Here is a 15425-nt window from a genome sequence, read left to right on the forward strand (position 1 = left end):
ACGAACGAAAGGGTGCCGGGGGGTCAGCTGTTGAGGCTGGTGTGGTTCCACCAGGCCTGGCGGCCGACGGTGAAGTCGACCGTCGGACCGGTTCCGTCGATCTTGCCCTGGTACTGCTGGCCCTTCTTCAGGGGGCTCTCGATCAGCTTGTCGTGAGCGTCCTGGATCGAGTCGATGACGAGGGTCGGGACCTTCTTGAGCGTCGCCCGGTCGATCGGTGTCGCGGTGCTGATGGTCACGGCCTCGTCCCAGTGCGGGCGTTCCGCGAGCTGGTGGGCGAGGTGGATCTCGTCGTCCTCACCGAAGATCAGGTAGGTGAGGTATTCCGGGTAGGGCAGCTGTCCGAGCTTGCGGAAGGAGAGGACGTCTTCCCTCTTGCACTCCACCGGGGTCTCGGTGGTCGTCATCTGCTGGAAGTCGCGGCTGCCGTCCGGCTTCACGACGACCCGCTCCAGGTGGACGCGGAACTCCTTGCCCTGCTGCAGCTCCGGGAGCTCGAAGTGGTGCGGACAGCGCAGGGAGTAGAAGACCCGCTCGCTCTCGTGCTGCGCCAGATCCTTCAGGTACATCTCCCGCAGTTCACCGTTGTCCTTGATGGTGAAGGTGAACACCGCCTGGTAGTTGTGGCCGGACTGGGGGTTGTACAGCGCCAGGTGGTAGAAGAACAGCTTCTTCTTGCCCAGCAGCAGGAAGCGGTGGATGTGCTCGTGTCCGTCGTGGTCGGGTCCGGGTGTGGTGTTCATGCTGGGGTTTCGCCTTTCGTCGGGTGGGGGTTCGGTCGGGTGTGCCGCTGTCGCCGGGCCCAGAAGGGGCGGTCGGCCCAGCGGGTTTCCAGTGCGTGCACGGCCCGGTGGCCGTGCTGGTAGGCGGCGCGGGCCGTGGCGACCTTCGCCGCGTAGTCGGGCAGCGCCGCCGGGTCGCCGTGCAGCCGGCCGTGGACCGCCCGGCCCGCGCTCAGCCCGCTGTAGAGGGCGGTGAGGATGCCCTGGGAGCTGAGCGGGTCGAAAGCGGCCGCCGCGTCTCCGGCGGCGGTCCAGCCGTCGCCGTGCACCCGGTCCAGATGTGCGCTGTGCGCGGGGGCTCGGCGGGGCGGCTGCAGGACGGTGAGGCCGTGCGGGCGGGCCCGGCGGGAGATGTGCCGGGTGGCCAGCAGGCGGTCGTGAAACCGCTCGGCGCCGCGCGCGGCGGCGGCGGGCAGGTCGGGGTCGGTGAAGTAGGCGACCAGCCGGTGCCGGGAGGGCAGCAGGGCGGTGTACCACCAGCCGTCCTGGTCGGACTCGACCAGCGAACGGCCGTCGGTGGTGGCCTGCGGGGCCGGGTCGAGGGTGAGGTGGAAGGCGGTGAGCCGGTCCCCGGTGCGCCGCCGGGCACCGGAGCGGACGGCGATCGCGGCGCCCCGTCCGGTGGCGTCCACCACCCAGCGGCAGCGGACCGTCCGCTCCCGGCCGCCGGCACGATCGCGCAGGGCGAGCCGCCAGGTGCCGTCCGGCTGCCGGGAGGGGCACCGTACGCCGGTGTGCTCGGCGACCTCGGCACCCCCCGCGCGGGCGGCATCGCGCAGCCGCCCGTCGAAGAGCGGCCGGTCGAGGTGCCAGCCGTGGCCGTACGGGTCGTCGATGGAGTCCACGGCGTGCAGTTCGGCCGAGCCCCAGGCGGACAGGTTGCCGTGGCAGGGCAGATGGCCGCTGCCGAGGACCGGCTCCTCGATGCCGAGGTCGGCCAGGAGCAGCCGCCCCACGGACACCAGTGCCTCACCCGCCTTGGGCGGGCCGGTGCCCGCGTCGGCCAGCAGGACGCTGCGGCCGGCCTGTACGAGGGCGAGCGCGGCGGCGCAGCCGGCCGGGCCGCCGCCGGCGACCACCACGTCGTAGCCCGGGACGGGGCTCACTGCGCGCCGTGGAAGGGATCGAGCTTCTCCAGGTACCCGGCGGCGATCTCCACCTCGTCCCGGCCGGTCGCCTCCTTGATCTCCTGGACCGCCTGGTCCACGAGCATGGACTCGACGGTCTCGGCCGGGACCTCCCCGGTCCAGGCATCGGCCGCGCCGGCCCGTTGGGGCACACCCGCCTCGGGCACCTGGATGTTGATGAGGTTGGCGTGGTCGGCGGCCGGCGGATATCCGGGCTCGGACTCCACCTGGAGGTAGCGGGGGAACTTTGCGTCGCCGACGGTGTATTCGTGCGGCTCGATGATGCCGAACTTGAACCAGTCGTCGATCATCTGCCGGCGCTGAACATTGAAGTTGGTGTCCTTCAGGCCGCGCAGCCACACCGCGCGGTTCTCGAAGGCCTTCTCCCTGGCGCTGTCGTCGGAGCCGGTCGGCGGGGTGTTGACGACGGCGAAGTCCGACTGCTTGAGCACATGGTTGGGTATCTGGGCGGGCCAGAAGGTGGGCAGATAGGGGCTGTAGCGGGGGCCGAGACCCGACTGCACCTGGTAGCCGGAACGGCAGCTGGCCGTGTCGCACTGCCAGGGGGCGGCCATCCAGCGGGTGAGGTCACCCGGTCCCTGCGCGAAGAGCGGGCCGTTCTTGCCCAGGGCGTCCTGGAGGGTGAGTACCTCGCCGTAGTCGCGTTCCGGGTTCTCCGGGCCGCGGTGCAGGATGCGGAACGGCTCGGAGTACAGGGTCTTGTGCCGCATCGGCCAGGTGACCTCGCAGCCGGGGTGGAAGGCGTCGGCGGCGCAGTTCTCCAGCGCGGCCCGGTCCAGCAGGTGCGGCTGGTCGGCGGGCGGAGCCTGGTCCACGTCCGGGAAGCCGGTGCGGGGCGGGCCGGTGGTGAAGCGGCCGTCGGCCCACAGGGCCAGCATCCGGTCCTGGGCGGCGGAGAGCGTGATGTGCTGCCGGACGGAGGTGGGCTTGCCGCCGGACATGGCATCGCCGTAGAGCCAGGGCCAGGGCAGCGGGGACGTGCCGTCCCGGTCGTAGTCACGCATCTGGACGTAGACCTGGCGGCGGAGTTCCCGACTGGCCTCGCCCGGGTCGGCGAGCCGCTTGCGCAGGGCCGGGTCGAGGAAGTGGTTCGGGCCGTCCCAGCCGAACTGGGTGGCGAAGCCGTGGTTGACCCACTGCAGGTCGCAGAACCGCCGCAGGATCGGTTCGATGTGGTCGGGATAGGACACCTGCTGCTCGACCGGGAGTGTGTGCTCGGTGACGAACACGTCGTGGAGCACGTCGTAGAGGGTGCGGACGGTCTTCACGCCGGGCGCGTAGTGCGGCGGGGCGACCACGGCCCAGGCCGGGGTCGCGGTCTTCGTGACGCCCCCGATGGTGACCTCCGCCGTCACCGGGCCGTCGGAGACGTCGTCGTACCAGGTGTCGTTGTTGGCGACGCCCGAGATCGGCTGTTCGGGGGTGGCGTAGGAGGCGGACTTCCCGGCACCGCCGACGACCAGCAGGCGTCCGTCCGTCTGGGTGGCGATCGAGCCCAGGGCGACCGCCCTGGTCATGATCTTTCCGGCGAAGGTGGCGGTCTCGTGCCGGGAGGCGCGGACGGTCTGGCGGCCGGGGTCGATGACGAGCTTCTTGCGCTCCGCTCCCCTGACGCCGGGGTTGCGCCGGGTCCGCTGGCTGTCCGGCAGTCCGGTGGCCTCGGGGATGTCGAGCGGGATGTGGAACTGGTACCAGGCGGCCTTCTTGTTGGCCAGGTGCACCGACCACGTGATCTCGGTGACGTCCTCGTCGTCCAGCGTCAGCTCCCGGACGGCCTCGCCCGCCTGGTTGTAGCCGTAGATCCGGAAGCGGGCGGCCTGCCGGATGATCTTCCCCGAGCCGTCCTTGTAGGAGCCGGGCGGCAGCGGGGGCTGGTCGGGGGATTCCGGGCCGATGAAGGGCTGTCTGTCGCTGTTGCCGACCCGGGCTATGCCTATAGCAGGGTGGATCTTCACCTGTGCGATCCGTGTGTCCATCGAGGAGCCTTTCACTGGGCGGGCGAGGATGGCCCCCAAGGCCTCAAACGTAGGATCGCCGTCGTTCGTGCGGTGCCGTCGAGGCGTCGCAATGGGTGCACGAATTCACCCTTTCGAGAGGCCGGCACGCCGAGCAGCTTCCGGCTTGCTCACGGACCGCGGCGCCGGTCGCCGGACGGGCGGGAAGGGCGCACCCGGCCGAAAGCCGCGCCCGGTGGTGCCGGAGCACCGGGCGCGGCAGGGGGATCGCCGCCCGCAGCCGCGTGGCGCGGCAAGGGCCGGGGGCGGTCAGGGCGGTGACGGCGGTCAGCGACGGCCAGGGAACGGTCAGACGAAGGCGCTCTCGCCGGTGATGGCCTTGCCCACGATGAGGGTGTTCATCTCGCGGGTGCCCTCGAAGGAGTAGATGGCCTCGGCGTCGGCGAAGAAGCGGGCCACGTCGTAGTCCAGAACGATGCCGTTGCCCCCGAATATCTCCCGGCTCCAGGCGACGACTTCCCGCATCCGGGCGGTGACGAAGGCCTTGGCCAGCGAGGAGTGTTCGTCGCGGAAGATGCCGGCGTCCTGGAGGCGGGCCAGCTGGACCAGCATCCCCCAGCAGGCGGTGATGTTGCCGAGGCTCTTGACGAGGAGGTCCTGCACCAACTGGGAGCGGGCGATCGGGCGGCCGAACTGCCGGCGCTCCTTGGCGTAGGCGAGCGCGAGCTCATAGGCGCCGATCATGACGCCGAGGGCCTGCCAGGCGACGCCGCTGCGGGTGGCGCGCAGGATCTCCGCGACATCGCGGAAGGAGTCGACCCGCTGGAGACGGTTGGCCTCCGGGACCCGGACGTCGGTCAGGGTGAGGTCCGCGTTCTCGACGATCCGGAAGGCGGTCTTGTTCTCGATCCTGGTGGCCGAGAAGCCGGGGGTGCCCCGCTCCACGACGAAGCCCTTGACCTTGTCGTCGGCCTCGTCGCGGGCCCAGACGATGACCAGGTCGGCGAAGGTTCCGTTGCCGATCCAGCGCTTGGCGCCGTTGAGGATCCAGTGGTCGCCGGCCCGCCGGGCGGTGGTGCGCATACCACCCGCCACATCGGAGCCGCCGAGGGGTTCGGTCATGGCGAAGGCACCGATCGCGTCGAGGGCGGCCATCGCCGGCAGCCAGCGGTCGCGCTGCTCCTGGTCGCCACCGCGGTAGATGCTGTACATGGCCAGTCCGTTGTGGACGCCGAAGAAGGTCGCGGACGAGGCGTCGGTGCGGGTGTACTCCATCGCGAGCATGCCGACCAGCAGGTTGCTCCCGGCGGGCAGCGGATCGCCGTACCCCTCGTACGGGACGCCGGCGAGGCCCAGCCCGCGGAACCTGTCGATCAGTTCGCGGGGGAACTCCCCCTTGGCCCAGGCATTGTTGACCAGCGGCTTCACCTCGGTCCGCATGAAGTCGCGGGCCTGGAGGAGGAGTTTGCGCTCGTCGTCGGGCAGCAGGTTCTCGTAGCCGTAGAAGTCGGCGGTGAGGCCGTCGGTCAGGGCGGGCCCGGGGTGGCCGTCGGACAGGGCGGGCCCGGGGTGGCCGTCGGACAGGGCGGTCTCGGGGTGGCCGTCGGACAGGGCGGTCTCGGGGTGGCCGTCGGACAGGGCGGTCTCGGGGTGGCCGTCGGACAGGGCGGTCTCGGGGCGAGTGGCGGTCGGTGCGGTCTCGGCGTCGGTGGCGGTCATGACCGGGTCTCCTCGTTCTGCTCGTGGGCGGTGGCGTTCTCCAGGGCGCCGAGGACCGCGAGCTGCTTGCGGTCGCGCTCCTGGCTGAGGTCGCGGTACGAGCGGGAGCCGTACGCGTCCTCCACGGCCCTGATGAGCCGTTCGGTCTGTTCGGGGCCGTGCTCGGGGCGGCCGAGGGAGTCCCACATCCGCTGCATCGACGGGCCGATGTGCTCGGCCATGTGCCGGTAGCCGCCGGGGCCGCCGCCCAGGTGGGCGCCGAGGAAGGGACCCACCGTCGACCAGCGCAGCCCCAGCGAGTTCACCATGATCGCGTCGAGCTCGGCGGGGCCGACCACGCCCTGTTCCACCAGGTGGATCGCCTCGCGGCTGAGGGCGTTCTGCAGGCGGTTGCCGACGAAGCCGGGGATCTCCTTGCGCTCCACCACCGGGACCCGGCCGACCGAGCGGTAGAACTCCACCGCCCGGGTGACGGAGTCCTCGCGGGTGCGCCGGCCGGGCACCACCTCCACCAGCGGCACGAGGTGCGGCGGATTGAACGGATGGCCGATCAGGATGCGCCCGGCGTCGTCGAGCCCGTCGGTGAACGCGGTGGAGGGGATCGCCGACGAGGAGCTCAACAGGAGTGCGTGGCACGGGGATTCACGGACCAGTTGCGCGAAGAGCTCCCGCTTGAAGGCGGTGTTCTCCGGGCCGTTCTCCTGGACCACATCGGCGTGCCGCACGGCCTCGGTGACATCGCCGGCCAGGTGGACACGGCCGGCCAGGCCGTCGGCGTCCAGGCCCTGCCGGGCCAGTTGCGGGGCGGCCTCGGCCAGCGCCGCGTCCACGGCCTCGGCGAGGTCGGGCCGCGGGTCGGTGACCTGCACCTGCAGTCCGTGCCCGGCGAACAGGGCGGCCCAGGAGAGTCCGATGGTCCCGGCGCCGATCACGGCCACGGTGTGCGCGGTGGGGTGGGTGGTGCTCATGGCAGCTGCTTCCTTCGGTGCGCGGTTTCAGCGCGCGAGGTAGTCGTGCACCGGCTCGACCGGTGCCAGGGTGAGGTCGGTGAGGAGATGGCTCGCCGAGACGATCTCGCGGACCGGGAGATCGGCCAGCGGGGCCAGCGCATGCGCCTGCAGCTGCAGCCGGGCGGGGCCGGTCCAGGCGCCCTTGACCACCACGTCGCTGATCTCGGTGCGGACCAACTGGGCCACCTGCGGCGCTCCGTCGTAGCCCGGGACCAGCTTGAGCATGAAGGTGGGCACGGTGATCTGTGCGGCCGCCTCGCCGGGGTCCAGCTCGTGGTGCTTGTAGCCCATGGTGGCGGTCGCCACCCGGACCGTGCCGTAGTCGAGGACGCCGACGAGCGCGCCGTGGTCCACGTAGAGGGCGGGCGATCCGATCGTCTTGGGGTAGGCGCTCGCCTCGCGCCCGGAGGCCGTCGCCGCGAAGTTGTCGAGGTACATGGCGTGCAGGTACTCGCCCCGTTCGCCGTGGAGGCGCACCGGGATGGCCTGCCCGGATTCGGTGTACGGCCCGTATCCGGTGACATCGCCCATCCGCATCACCTCGAAGCGGACCAGCGGCTCGTCGATCTCCAACGGCTCGGGTACCACCGCCCGTAGGGCGTCGTGGTCCGTGCGGTAGACGATGTTGAGGTACTCGCGGTGGGTGAAGCGGGGGATGACGGGCGGATAGGCCGGGTTGAGCAGGGGGGTGGCATGGTGCCGGAGAACGTCGCTCTGCTTCATGGGTGCTGCTCCTACTTTCCCTGCCATACGGGGGCACGGCGCTCGGCGAAGGCCGTCATGCCTTCCCTTACGTCGGCCGATGCGGCGAGCGCGGCCATCTCGTCGCGCTGGGCGGCGAACGCGGCCTGCTGGGGCCTGCCGTCGGCGGCGTGGACGATCTTCTTCACGGCGGCGAGGGCGAGGGGCGCGTTCGCCGCGAGCAGTGCGGCCAACTCCAGTGCGGTGGTGACCGTTTCACCTGCGGGTACCACCCGGTTGGCGATACCGAGCAGCCCGGCCCGCTCGCCGGAGACCGGCTCTCCGGTCAGCAGCAGTTCCATGGCCAGGTGGTAGGGGATCCGCTTCGGCAGCCGGATCGCCCCGCCGCCGGCCGCGATGAGGCCGCGCTTGACCTCCGGCAGACCGAACCGGGCGTCGTCGGCGGTGACGATGAGGTCGCAGGCCAGGGCGAGTTCGAAGCCGCCGCCCATGGCCCAGCCCTCGACGGCGGCGATCAGCGGCTTGGCCGTCACGGTCTCGGTCAGTCCGCCGAAGCCACGTCCCGGGATCTCGGGTGATTCACCGGCCAGCGCGGCCTTGAGGTCCATTCCGGCACTGAAGGTGCCCCCCGCGCCGGTGAGGACACCGGTCCGCAGGGCGGGATCGCCCTCCAACTCATCGATTGCATGGGCAAGTTGGAGAGCTACGTTGGCGTTGACCGCGTTACGGGCGCGGGGCCGGTCGAGGGTGATGAGGAGGGTGGTGCCGATCCTCTCGGTGCGGACATCGGGAGTGGGGTCCGAGGGGCCGGCGGGAGCAGGGGTGGAAGCGGAGGCAGGAGTAGCGGCGGCGGCAGGGGTGGAAGCGGAGGCAGGAGTGGTGTCCGGTGTGCTGGGCATGACCCGGGTCCTTCGGTGGTCGTCGGGGTGTGGCGCGGGGAGGGTGCGGCGTGACGTACTGACGAATCGTCAGTGCCGGTTCGCGGCGAGCTCGTCGAAGACCTCGCCGGTGTGCTGCCCGGGCAGCGGGGCGAGCCGCCGGACCGAGCCCGGCGTGGCGGAGTAGCGCACGGGGATGCCGACCGAACGGATCGGGCCCTCACTCGGGTGCTCGACCAGGTCGAGGAGGTGACCGTCACGGACGTACGGATCGTCGGCCGCGTGATCCAGTTCCAGCACGGGCGCCATGGGGATGCTGTGCTTGGCGCAGATCTCCTCCCACTCCTGGGTGGTCAGGACCGGCGCGCACCCGGCCACCAGTTCCAGCAGCGGGTCGACGTCGTCGTCCTCGATGGCCGGGCCCGCCACCCGGGGGTCCTCGGCGAGGTCGGGGCGGCCGGCCGCGGCGAAGAAGTCGCGGTAGTTCTGCGGGGAGTACGGCACGATGCAGGCGAGCCCGTCGGCCGTGGGGACGGCCCGGTGGCCGCGCTTCATCGACAGCGAGAAGCCGGTGGAGCCTTCCGCCGGCTCGTAGACGTGGCCGGACAGGTGCTCGACGAGGTTGAAGGCGAGGAGGGTGTCCGTCATGGGGACCTCGACGTGCTGGCCGCGCCCCGTGCGGTCGCGGTGCACCAGCGCGGCGAGCACCGCGTAGACGATGGTCAGCGCGGCGACCTTGTCGCCGATGATCGTCGGCAGGTAGACGGGCCGGCCCAGCGCGCGGTGGGCCACGTCCACCAGCCCGGAGGACGCCTGCACCGTTTCGTCGTACGCGGCGTGACCGGCCCGGTCGGAGTCGCTGCGGAAGCCCTGGGCGTGGGCGTAGACCAGGCCGGGGTGGCGCTCGGCGAGGTCGGCGTAGGTCAGGCCGAGCCGGGTCAGGGCGCCGGGGCGCATATTGGTGATCAGCACGTCGGCCGTGCCGATGAGCGCCACGGCGCGCTCGCGGTCGGCTTCGTCCTTGAGGTTCAGGGAGACGCTGCGCTTGTTGCGGTTGACGTTCAGATTGAGCGGTGTCATCCCGGGCGTGGTCCGGTACCGGCCCGACCGTACGGTGTCCGACGGCGACTCGATCTTGATGACGTCGGCGCCGAGGTCCCCGAGAATCTGGGCGGCGTAGGGACCCATCACCACCGTGGACAGATCGATCACCCGTACGCCGTCCAGCGGGCCGTTGGCGCTTTCGGTCGTGGCGTCCATTGTCGCTCCTGCGGAAGTAGCTGTACTGCGAATGTTTCCGCTTTCGACGTTAGGCGAGATGCCGCAGAATGAGAACGATCAAGAAACGAAGAAGGGTATGACCACAGCGGTCATACCCTTCTCGTCGGATTGCCGGTGCCCGCGGATCAGGCGAAAAGCTCCTCGGCGAAGATGCGCCGGGCCGCGGTGACGAGCTCTTCGAGGTCGCCGCCGGGTTCGGCCCGGTCCGTACGGAAGAGCAGGCCGGTGACCAGTTCGGGCTGGAAGTCCAGCACCGGCAGCACCTTCACGTTCTCCAGCCGGTAAAGATGCATCGGGCTTTCCGGAGAAAGCATCGTCATCGAGAACGCCAGGCCGCCGGATACCAGTTCAGAGGTTCCGGCATAATCGGAGCTATTGATGCGAATTCTTTTCTTCAGCCCCGCGGAATTCAGCCGGGCATCGATTTCATCGAAATACGCGGGCCTGGACTCGGGGGCCGTGGCCACATAGGGGAATTGCTTCAGCTCGTCCAGGGTGACCGACTCCCGGCCCTCGAACCGGTCGGCGGGAACCGCCGCCCCGAGCCGTTCGCGCATGACCTCGATGATCCCGAGCGCGGGGTCCGCGACCGGCAGCCGGGCCAGCGCGAGAGCCAGCCGCCCGTCGCGGACCGCCTCGGCGAGGCTGTTGGAGCGGCCGGGCCAGCGCTTGAGCTCGTAGGTCTCCCCGCAGGCCTCCTCCAGTTCCCGGACCCGGGCACGGAGGCCGGGGTGCACCCCGGAGGGCATCCCGATGAGCAGGGTGGCGCGCTGCGGACGGACCGCCTCACGCAGCCGCCAGGGAATGGAGTTGACGCGGTCGAGCACATCGCGCGCCATCGGCAGCAACGCGGCACCGGCGGGTGTCAGCTCGACGTGATGGGTGGTGCGGTCGAAGAGCGTCTGGTGCAGCTCACGCTCGAGGTCCTTGATCCGCTGACTCAGCGGAGACGCCGCCATGTGCAGCTTGCGTGCCGCCTGGGAGAAATTCAACTCTTCGGCGACCGCCACGAAGTAGCGCAAGTGCAGCATGTCCACACGCCCACACTACCCGGGGGTAAAGCGCCGCACTTCGCGGACCGCGGCGGCATCCCCGAGCACCCCGGAGCACCCTCGGCCGGCCCGGCAGCGCTCGTCAGCCGTCGGCGAGACCGAGCAGCGAGGGGTCGTCGGCCAGGTCACGGAAGGCCGCGCGCGGATCCTTGAGGAGCTTGCGCTCGGTGAGGTCGAGCAGCCCGCAGACCGCGCTCACCTCGGCGGCGACCGTGCCGTCCGCCTTGCGGACGGTCTGCTCGATCCGGAAGGTCTTGCCCTCGCCCCAGACGAAGGCGCAGCTCACCTCGACCTCGTCACCGGCCCGCAGCTCGCGCCGATAGCGGATGGTGGTCTCGACGGTCACCGGGCCGACCCGCCGCTCCACCATCGTGCTCTGGCGGATGCCGCTCGCCTGCAGCAGCGACCAGCGGGCGTGCTCGGCGTACTGCAGATAGACGCTCTGGTTGAGATGGCCCTGGGTGTCCGTTTCGTAGCCGCGCACGGTGACCGGGACGGCGAACGGCACGACCGCGTCCGCACCGGCGGTTTCCGCATCCGTACGGGTTGCCGCGTCCGCACCGGTCTCCGTGCCCGTACCGGATCCCGCGTCCGTACCGGTTCCCCTGTCCGACGCCTGTGCCGCTCCCACCACGATCTCTCCCGTCCCCGTACCCGTACCTGCGATCCGCCGCTCGGGCGCACCCGGGCCTCCTGGCCACCGGCCTCTCATCGTAGGCGCCGGGGGCCGGCGGACACCGAGCGCGTCGGGCACCGGCCGTCAAGAGCTGTCGTCACGGGCCGTCCGTCACGGGCCGTCCGTCACGGGCCGTCCGTCACGGGCTGCCTGTCTTCAGTCTCAGGTTCCACTTGGCCAGCGGCTCCCCGACAGGCTGGAAGATGGTGACGGTGGCACCGCCGAAGTTGCCGCAGGTGGCGGCGCCGCCGCCGGAGTGCATGCCGATCGCCATCGGGGCATTGGGCTGGGTGACGTATGAACCGCCCGAATCGCCGGGCGCCGAGCAGGCGTTGGTGAACGAAAGGCCGTCGATGACCGTATTGCCGTAGTCCACGGTCTGGTCGGTCCGGGTGATCTCCCCGCAGTGCCAGCCGCTGCTCTGCCCGGAGCGGCAGATCGACATGCCCACCAGTCCCTCCTGGGAACCGGTGACGGCGACCGGCGTACCGCCCTGGCCCGCCACGTACGAGCTGACGAGCCAGCCCGGCTGGTCGACCCCCACCAGCCCGAAGTCGCCCTCACGGTCATTGACGCTGTGATTGCCGCCCTCATTGGAGATCCCCATGCGGGTGCCGTCCTTGCCGTACGCGGCCTGGTCGGCGCTGAGGGTGCAGTGACCGGCCGTCAGGAATCCCTGGAAGCCGTCCGGCCCGGTCACCGAGAAGCCGATCGAGCAGATGCCCTCGCTGCCGGGCATCCACCGCTCGCCGCCCACCACCGAGCCGCCCTGCTGGCGTGGTCTGCGGTCGCCGCGTTCGAAGGTGACGGGGATCTTCGCGCGCGCCCCGAGACCGCGGACGTCCTCCTCGAAGGCATCGGTGCGGGCGGTGCGCTTGGTGTGGTCGACACGGACCACGACGCCGTTGGCGCGCTCGTCCACGCCCCACCCCGTGACGCCCGGTACGTTCTTGCCGGCCTTCCGGTTGATCTGCTGCACCAGTGCGGTGAGCGTGGCCCGGCTGTGCGGCACCGTTTTGGGCACCGCCCCGACGGCACGTACCCGCTGCGCATCGGCGGCACCGGTGACCGCGACGACGAGCTTGCCGTTCGTCTTGTCGAACCACATCCCGGCGGGCGGTGCGGTGAGCGCCTGGCGCACGGTGGCCGCGGCACGGTGCGCCTCGGACTCCTGGGCGAGCCGGGTGCGCACCTGCTGTGCCGTCAGCCCGAGGTCCCGGCGCATCGCATCGAGCATGGCGCGCGGCGAGGGCCGGGGCGACGGGTCGGGCCGCGGCACGGCATGCGCCGGGCCGAGCGGGCCGGCGGCCGCCATGACGGCGGCGACGGTCGCGCCCCAGAGAGCTGCCTTGCGAAAGCGGCGTTCCATCGGGGTCTCCTCGCGGTGTCGAGTGCACGTCGGATCCGATTCGTCGAGCCTGCTCGACACCGGGGCGTGCGGCACGAGGGAGATCCCCTGCATCATGACCGGGTGAGGTACGACCCCGGCCGTCAAATCCCCGCCTCCGGTGGCACGGTAGCGCTCCGGCAGCTTCCCCGGGCCCTGCGGAAGGTGACCTACTCGGGCGCCCGCCATCCGGGAGCGCCGACACCTGAATGCCCGTCATACGCTCCGGCGAGGGCGGCCGACGCACCTGGCGGCGCCGCCCCCGAGCCCTTCGCCGACCTGGCCGGGGGCGCGAACTGCCAGCGCTACGCCTATGCCGTGCTGCGCCACTTCGGCCTGCCGGTACCGCCGTTACGCTCGGCGGAACTCTGGGCGGACGAGCACGCAACACGGCGGGCCGCCCCTCCGCAACCGCTGGATCTGGTGCTGTTCGACTCCGGTCCGCTCGACGGCCGGCCACCGGGGTACGGCGCGCATGTGGGCGTACACCTGGGGCCCGACCAGGTCCTGCACCTGTGCCGGGAGGTCGGCGAACCCGCCGTATGGCGCTATGCGGACTTCGCGGCGCGCCCGCGCTACGGACGGTTCCTCGGCGCCAAGCGGGCGGTGAGCACGACAGAGCACTGAGCGCCCGGCGGGTGCGGCGGGGCGGTGAGCGCCTTGAGGCGGCGGCGCGGGAGGCGCCCCGGGCTCAGAAACCGCCGCCGAAGCCCCCGTCGCCTCCGCCGCCGAAGCCTCCGCCGTCACCGAAACCGCCGCCGTCACCGAAGCCGCCGCCGAAGTCGTCGGAGTTGAAGTCGGCTCCGGAGGAGTCGCCGCCCTCGGCACCCGTGGGGCCGCCGAAGCCGGCGCCATAGGCGTCGGTCGACCACATCATGTTGCCCAGCAGCGTGCCCACCAGGAGTCCGGGCAGCAGGCCGCCACCGAAGTAGCCGCCCGCCCAGGGGCCGTAGGCCGGGCCCGCGTCCCAGTAGGGGCGGTCGCCGTTCGGGGTCCGGACCGTACGGGCCAGCGGCTCCCGGCCGTCGTCCAGGCGGCTCTTGTCCGCGGCGCAGACCGGCACGGTGCGCTCGGCACCGCCCGCGGGGGCCCAGGCGACGTCGACGACGGACGGGCCGTGGCGCGGATCGAAGAAGCAGGGCAGCCGGCGCTCGGGCAGCGGCTTGCCCTCGCGTCGCGCGGCAAGGGTGGCCAGCGAGAACCGGCCGTCCTCCAGGGCCTTGGTCACGGCCTGTACCTCGCCGGGGTGCCCGGCTGCCGCCATCGACGACTTGGCGTTCTCGTACGCGTCCAGCGCATGGCTGTAGTCCGCGCGCATCGCGTCGTCGGCACCGGGCTCGCCGGGGTGGAAGTCGAGCCGGTCCAGCTCCTCGCCGAAGGCGGTGATGTCCTCGTCGACGACGACCCGCAGGTCCTCCAGCGCCGCCCGCTCCTCCTCCGCCCGCCTCCTGCGGTTGCGGCGGGCGAGGGCGTACGCGCCGCCACCGCCGACGACCACCAACACACCGAGGCCGATCGCGGTGCCGGTGTCGAAGCCGGTGCCGCCGGAGTCGCCCCAGGAGGCGGGCGCCTGGCCGTGCGCCGAGGTGATCGCGGTGTCGACGAAGCTGTTCAGCCGGGCGTTGACGCTCGGGTAGTGGGAGCGCTTGACGGACCCGACGAGGTTCTGCACCGCGCTGTGCGGCATCACCCGCGGGTCGGCACCGGCGTTGAAGCCGTCGCCGAGCTCGACGGCGTAGACGCCGCTGATGCCGGTCTTGGTGCGGAGGTCCCTCAGCAGCGTGCTGGGCTGGTACTCGGCGGCCCGTGGCAGCACGGCGACGAAGACCGGCTTGTTCGCGTCCTTGATCTTCTTGGCCAGCGCATCCGCCTGGGCCGAGGAGAACTGACCCGAAGCACGGGGATCCACGTAGACCGGGCCCTTCTTGAGGGCTGCCGCGGCCTCGTCGAGCCCGCCGGCGGCACGGGCTCCCGGTGCCAGTGCGGCGGCCACCACCAGCAGTGCGGCCATCAGCAGCAGAACCGGTCCGATCAGCGCACGACGTGTTGCGGTCTTCATGAACTCGACGCTACCTGAACCGCACTTTCCAGACATCACCGGTGCCGGGGTCGATTCGGCCCGCACCGGGGGATTCTCCGCCGTCCACCGACGGCTGTCGCGCCGGGGATGTCCATCCAGGTGATCGCTCCGCGCGTCGTTTTTGATGATCAAAGTGCCGGGGATGTTCCGGCTCGCCACTCCCCCGAGGAAACGAGGAGACGATGTGCAGGGCCACCTCGATGGCCACCAATCTGGCCGTCGCCGTCGCCGCCACCGCCGTCGGATGCATGCTGGTGATCTCGCTGACGCCGTCGCGGCCGGAAGCCGGCAAGAGCCGGCCCCCGGCCGGCAGCCGGGCGGCCGCCGCGTCCGGCCATGCGGGCTCGGCCGCGCGGGCCGCCACCTCCGCCCTCAACACCACCGCCGCCGGCGCCGGACCCGAAGCCCCCGAGGAGTCCGAGGACTTCGCCTCGCCGCCGACGGGGCGGATCGAGGTGACCGCACCGGAGCCCGGTGTCGACTTCAAGGCGAACGGCAGCTTCACGGCGGCCTGGAAGAACAGCACGGGCGAGGAGGTGGACGTCTGGCTGCGGGCGGCGACGGGGCACGGCCGGTCGCAGCGGGTGGCCCTGGTGGTGCCCCGGGCGGAAGCCGGACCGACCGGTGAGGCGCTCGTGACACTGCCCAAGGTGCCGCCGGGCCCCCGCTACGTCCTGGAGGTGTCCACCGCCGGTGACGGCGCGGTAGGCGCCGTCAGCCGGACCTTCGCCATCACCGAATGACCGGCCGCCGGC

At 71.4% G+C, this 15425-nt stretch carries 14 protein-coding genes; 2 read left to right on the plus strand and 12 right to left on the minus strand.

All coding sequences use genetic code 11. The features are described from left to right. Positions 1–23: 23 nt before the first annotated feature. The 11 genes from ACGFR7_RS24880 to ACGFR7_RS24930 all read right to left on the minus strand — a co-directional run bounded on the left by ACGFR7_RS24880 (position 24) and on the right by ACGFR7_RS24930 (position 12572). On the minus strand, positions 24–743 hold the full coding sequence (locus tag ACGFR7_RS24880; protein ID WP_393323238.1) for a hypothetical protein: 720 nt from the start codon (positions 741–743) through the stop codon (positions 24–26). Then, positions 740–1888: an NAD(P)/FAD-dependent oxidoreductase gene (locus ACGFR7_RS24885; RefSeq protein WP_393323241.1), complete on the minus strand. Its 1149-nt coding sequence runs from the start codon at positions 1886–1888 to the stop codon at positions 740–742. Before ACGFR7_RS24885 ends, ACGFR7_RS24880 begins: the two co-directional genes overlap by 4 nt. Beyond that, complete coding sequence (locus tag ACGFR7_RS24890) at positions 1885–3906, minus strand: LodA/GoxA family CTQ-dependent oxidase (RefSeq protein WP_393323244.1); 2022 nt, start codon at positions 3904–3906, stop codon at positions 1885–1887. Before ACGFR7_RS24890 ends, ACGFR7_RS24885 begins: the two co-directional genes overlap by 4 nt. 327 nt (positions 3907–4233) lie before the next feature. Further along, entirely contained in the window at positions 4234–5604 is a 1371-nt protein-coding gene (locus ACGFR7_RS24895) for an acyl-CoA dehydrogenase family protein (protein ID WP_393323248.1), read from the minus strand. Next, positions 5601–6572 carry a 3-hydroxyacyl-CoA dehydrogenase NAD-binding domain-containing protein gene (locus tag ACGFR7_RS24900; RefSeq protein ID WP_393323250.1) on the minus strand — a complete coding sequence of 324 codons (972 nt, stop codon included), beginning with the start codon at positions 6570–6572 and terminating at the stop codon, positions 5601–5603. Before ACGFR7_RS24900 ends, ACGFR7_RS24895 begins: the two co-directional genes overlap by 4 nt. 27 nt (positions 6573–6599) lie before the next feature. Beyond that, on the minus strand, positions 6600–7337 hold the full coding sequence (locus ACGFR7_RS24905; protein WP_393323252.1) for an acetoacetate decarboxylase: 738 nt from the start codon (positions 7335–7337) through the stop codon (positions 6600–6602). 11 nt (positions 7338–7348) lie between these two features. After that, positions 7349–8215: a crotonase/enoyl-CoA hydratase family protein gene (locus ACGFR7_RS24910; RefSeq protein WP_393323254.1), complete on the minus strand. Its 867-nt coding sequence runs from the start codon at positions 8213–8215 to the stop codon at positions 7349–7351. 69 nt (positions 8216–8284) lie between these two features. Further along, positions 8285–9454, minus strand: coding sequence for a CaiB/BaiF CoA transferase family protein (locus ACGFR7_RS24915; protein WP_393323257.1), 1170 nt, complete (start codon positions 9452–9454; stop codon positions 8285–8287). Positions 9455–9600: 146 nt separating this feature from the next. Next, complete coding sequence (locus tag ACGFR7_RS24920; protein WP_393323536.1) at positions 9601–10506, minus strand: LysR family transcriptional regulator; 906 nt, start codon at positions 10504–10506, stop codon at positions 9601–9603. Positions 10507–10609: 103 nt separating this feature from the next. Next, a complete protein-coding gene (locus ACGFR7_RS24925) occupies positions 10610–11035 on the minus strand; it encodes an acyl-CoA thioesterase (protein WP_393323539.1) in 426 nt (141 codons plus the stop codon). 307 nt (positions 11036–11342) lie between these two features. After that, positions 11343–12572: a S1 family peptidase gene (locus ACGFR7_RS24930; protein WP_393323259.1), complete on the minus strand. Its 1230-nt coding sequence runs from the start codon at positions 12570–12572 to the stop codon at positions 11343–11345. Between the two features lie 102 nt (positions 12573–12674). Here ACGFR7_RS24930 and ACGFR7_RS24935 point away from each other — a divergent pair, with 102 nt between their 5' ends. Further along, positions 12675–13217, plus strand: coding sequence for a cell wall hydrolase (locus ACGFR7_RS24935; RefSeq protein WP_393323262.1), 543 nt, complete (start codon positions 12675–12677; stop codon positions 13215–13217). A gap of 64 nt (positions 13218–13281) precedes the next feature. Here ACGFR7_RS24935 and ACGFR7_RS24940 read toward each other — a convergent pair whose 3' ends face one another. Then, entirely contained in the window at positions 13282–14649 is a 1368-nt protein-coding gene (locus ACGFR7_RS24940; RefSeq protein ID WP_393323265.1) for a hypothetical protein, read from the minus strand. A 203-nt stretch (positions 14650–14852) separates the two neighbouring features. On the opposite strand from ACGFR7_RS24940, the gene ACGFR7_RS24945 reads away from it, so the two are divergent. Then, the gene (locus ACGFR7_RS24945; protein WP_393323268.1) at positions 14853–15413 is read left to right on the plus strand and encodes a hypothetical protein; all 561 of its coding nucleotides are present in this window, start codon (positions 14853–14855) and stop codon (positions 15411–15413) included. Positions 15414–15425 lie beyond the last annotated feature (12 nt).

The organism is Streptomyces sp. NPDC048516, assembly GCF_043199875.1.
In the GTDB taxonomy this organism is placed as follows: Bacteria; Actinomycetota; Actinomycetes; order Streptomycetales; family Streptomycetaceae; genus Streptomyces.